The sequence below is a fragment of the Bradyrhizobium sp. genome, from assembly GCF_030654605.1.
Lineage (GTDB): Bacteria > Pseudomonadota > Alphaproteobacteria > Rhizobiales > Xanthobacteraceae > Bradyrhizobium.
Window position 1 is genome coordinate 1 of record NZ_JAURXB010000050.1, and the last position, 2,629, is coordinate 2,629.

Genomic DNA, 2,629 nt, shown 5'->3' on the forward strand with positions numbered 1-2,629 from the left:
CACACGATCACTGTGTACGCTTCGCAGCCGTCGTCGCCGGCGACCACGCAACACTCGTTACCGGGCGCCCGCTACGGCCTACCCGGACCGGACTTTCACCGGTAGGATCACGCCAGCTTCGCCTGGCGCACAAGCAATCCATTGTTCCCTTTTTGCTGCGCTATGGATTGCTTCGCTTCGCTCGTAATGACGAGCCGCCCCCTACTCCACCTTGCCGATCTTCTTCACCGCCGCGATCAGCCGCGCGGAATCTTCGGCGACAAACTTTGAAAATTCCGGCGCGTCCAGATAGGCGACCGGGCTGCCGGCGTTTTCGAAGGTCTTCGTCACTTCCGGACTTTTGACCGCCTGCGCCATCGCCTCGCGCAGCCGTGTCAGGACCGGCGCCGGCAGCGCGCTGGGCGCGAACAGCCCGGCCCAGATGTAGAACTCGACGTCCTTGTAGCCGAGTTCCCGGAAGGTCGGCAGATCGGGAAAGCTCGCGACCCGGCTCGCGCCCCAGTTCGCCAGCACCCGCATCTTGCCGTCGTCGACATGCTGCTTCAGGGTGCCCGGCGCCGACGCCATTGCCTGCACCGTGCCGCCGAGCAGCGCCGTCAGCGCGGGACCGGCACCGCGGAACGGCACATGCAACAGCTTGATGCCGGCGGAGGCCGCGAACATTTCCATCGCCACATGCAGCGTGCCGTAGGGACCCGATGAGCCGTAGGGAATCTGGCCGGGGCGCTTTTTGGCGTCGTCGACGAAATCCTGCAGCGTCTTCCACGGCGCCGACGCCGGCACCGCGAGCAGCGTGGGATCGGCGAGCACGCGCGCGACCGGCGCGAATTGCGAGATTTCGTAGGCCACCGGCCTGTTGAACAGCCGGTCGGCCTCCGGCAACACCGCCAGCGACGACAGCGTCATCAGCAAGGTGTAGCCGTCGGGCTCGGCGCGCGCCGCCGCCGCGTTGCCGACCGAGCCGCCGCCACCGCCGGCGCGGTTGTCGACGATGACGGGTTTGCCGAGAATTTTCTCCAGCGCCAGCGCCACCGGCCGGGCGGCGAGATCGGCCTGGCCGCCGGCGGGAAACGGCACGATCATGGTGATGTTGCGCGCCGGCCACGCAGCTTGCGCGAAGGCGGCATTCGACAGCGCGGTCTGCGCCAGCGGCAGCACGGCGGCGGCTTTCAACAGTTCGCGGCGGTTCATGGTGGGTTCTCCCCGGTGATTTGTTTTGGTTGTTGGGGGCAGCGTAACCCGAAACCGTTGAGTGGGCAAAGAGGCGCACTCTTCGCGCCTTTGCTCGCCTTACGAAAATTACGCTGCCCGCTTCTTTCCCATGGCCAGGCGCTTGGCTAAAAAATCCGCCAGCACTTCGACGCGGGCGGGGCGCGGGCCGCCGGGAGGTGTTACCAGATGCACCGCGCCTTCGGGCTGCTTCCAGTCTTTCAGGATCACCTCGACCTCGCCGGACGCGACGGCGTCGCCGACGATGAAGTCCGGCAGGTCGGCGATCCCGAGACCCGCGAGCAGCGCCGGCATCACCGCTTCGCCGTTGTTGACGCGCAACTGGCCCGCCGGGCGCACGCTGGCCTGTTCGCCGGATGCATTGGTGTAGTGCCACACACCGGGCGTCGAGAGATAGGCGTAGCCAAAACATTTGTGCTGGGCGAGATGCATCGGATGGGTCGGCCGTCCCCAGCGCGCGAGATAGGACGGCGCCGCCACGGTGTAGCGCGGCATCGCGCAAAGCCGGCGCGCGATCAGCGAGGAATCCGGCAGCCGCGCGATGCGCAGGCCGGCATCAAAACCTTCGCCGATCAGATCGACGGTGGCGTCGCCGAGATGCAGGTCGATCGAGACCTCGGGATATTGCTCGAGGAATTCCGGCAACAACGGCGCCACGGTTCGCACCCCGAAGGTCATGGGCACCGCGAGGCGCACCAGCCCGCGCGGCGTGGCCGATTGCGCCAGCGCCTCGCTTTCTGCCGCCTCGCCGTCCGCCAACAGCCGTGCGGCGCGCTCGGCCAGTTTTTGCCCCGCATCGGTCAGAGCGAGCCGCCGCGAGGTGCGGTTGAACAGCCGGGCGCCTAGCCGCCCCTCCAGCCGGGTGACGGCCTTGGATACCGTCGCCTTGGACAGCGAAAGCTCAGTCGCAGCCGCCGCAAACGACCGTAATTCCACGACTTTTGCGAAAATCGCGAGGCCTTCGAAGTCCGGCAGTTTTGCCATCGGCGCCCATCCTATTGGAGCTATTTTCGAAACAATATGTTTCGATAGTTTCTATTTTTATCATAACGGCGAAAGCATATCCATTGCGTCAACGGAAACCGAACGACGGATTTGTCGCCGGCGATTTCCAAAGTTCAAACCAAAGGGAATATCCCATGATCGAACTCAGGCCTTTTGAACAACTCGGCGGCGCCGACCATGGCTGGCTGAAGGCAAAGCATCATTTCTCGTTCGGCAGTCACTATGACCCCAACAATATGGGCCATGGCTCACTGCGGGTGTGGAACGACGACGAGATCGCGCCGAACAGCGGCTTTCCCGCGCATCCCCATGCCAACATGGAGATCATCACCTATGTCCGCGAAGGCGCGATCACCCATCAGGACAGCCTCGGCAACGAGGGCCGCACCGAAGC

3 protein-coding genes are annotated in these 2,629 nt (G+C 64.9%); 1 reads left to right on the forward strand and 2 read right to left on the reverse strand.

The features are described 5' to 3' along the window. Window positions 1-201: 201 nt before the first annotated feature. Both Q7U29_RS04320 and Q7U29_RS04325 read right to left on the reverse strand, forming a co-directional pair. The gene (locus Q7U29_RS04320) at window positions 202-1,191 is read right to left on the reverse strand and encodes a tripartite tricarboxylate transporter substrate binding protein (RefSeq protein WP_304738887.1); all 990 of its coding nucleotides are present in this window, start codon (window positions 1,189-1,191) and stop codon (window positions 202-204) included. 108 nt (window positions 1,192-1,299) lie between these two features. Then, window positions 1,300-2,214 carry a LysR family transcriptional regulator gene (locus Q7U29_RS04325; protein WP_304738889.1) on the reverse strand — a complete coding sequence of 305 codons (915 nt, stop codon included), beginning with the start codon at window positions 2,212-2,214 and terminating at the stop codon, window positions 1,300-1,302. Between the two features lie 155 nt (window positions 2,215-2,369). On the opposite strand from Q7U29_RS04325, the gene Q7U29_RS04330 reads away from it, so the two are divergent. Beyond that, a partial coding sequence (locus tag Q7U29_RS04330; RefSeq protein ID WP_304738893.1) for a pirin family protein occupies window positions 2,370-2,629 on the forward strand: 260 nt, incomplete at its 3' end.

Bases quoted from the DNA above. Each gene is read 5' to 3' on its own strand.
- Q7U29_RS04320 (WP_304738887.1), bottom strand. From the start codon at position 1,191: ATGAACCGCCGCGAACTGTTGAAAGCCGCCGCCGTGCTGCCGCTGGCG.
- Q7U29_RS04325 (WP_304738889.1), bottom strand. From the start codon at position 2,214: ATGGCAAAACTGCCGGACTTCGAAGGCCTCGCGATTTTCGCAAAAGTC.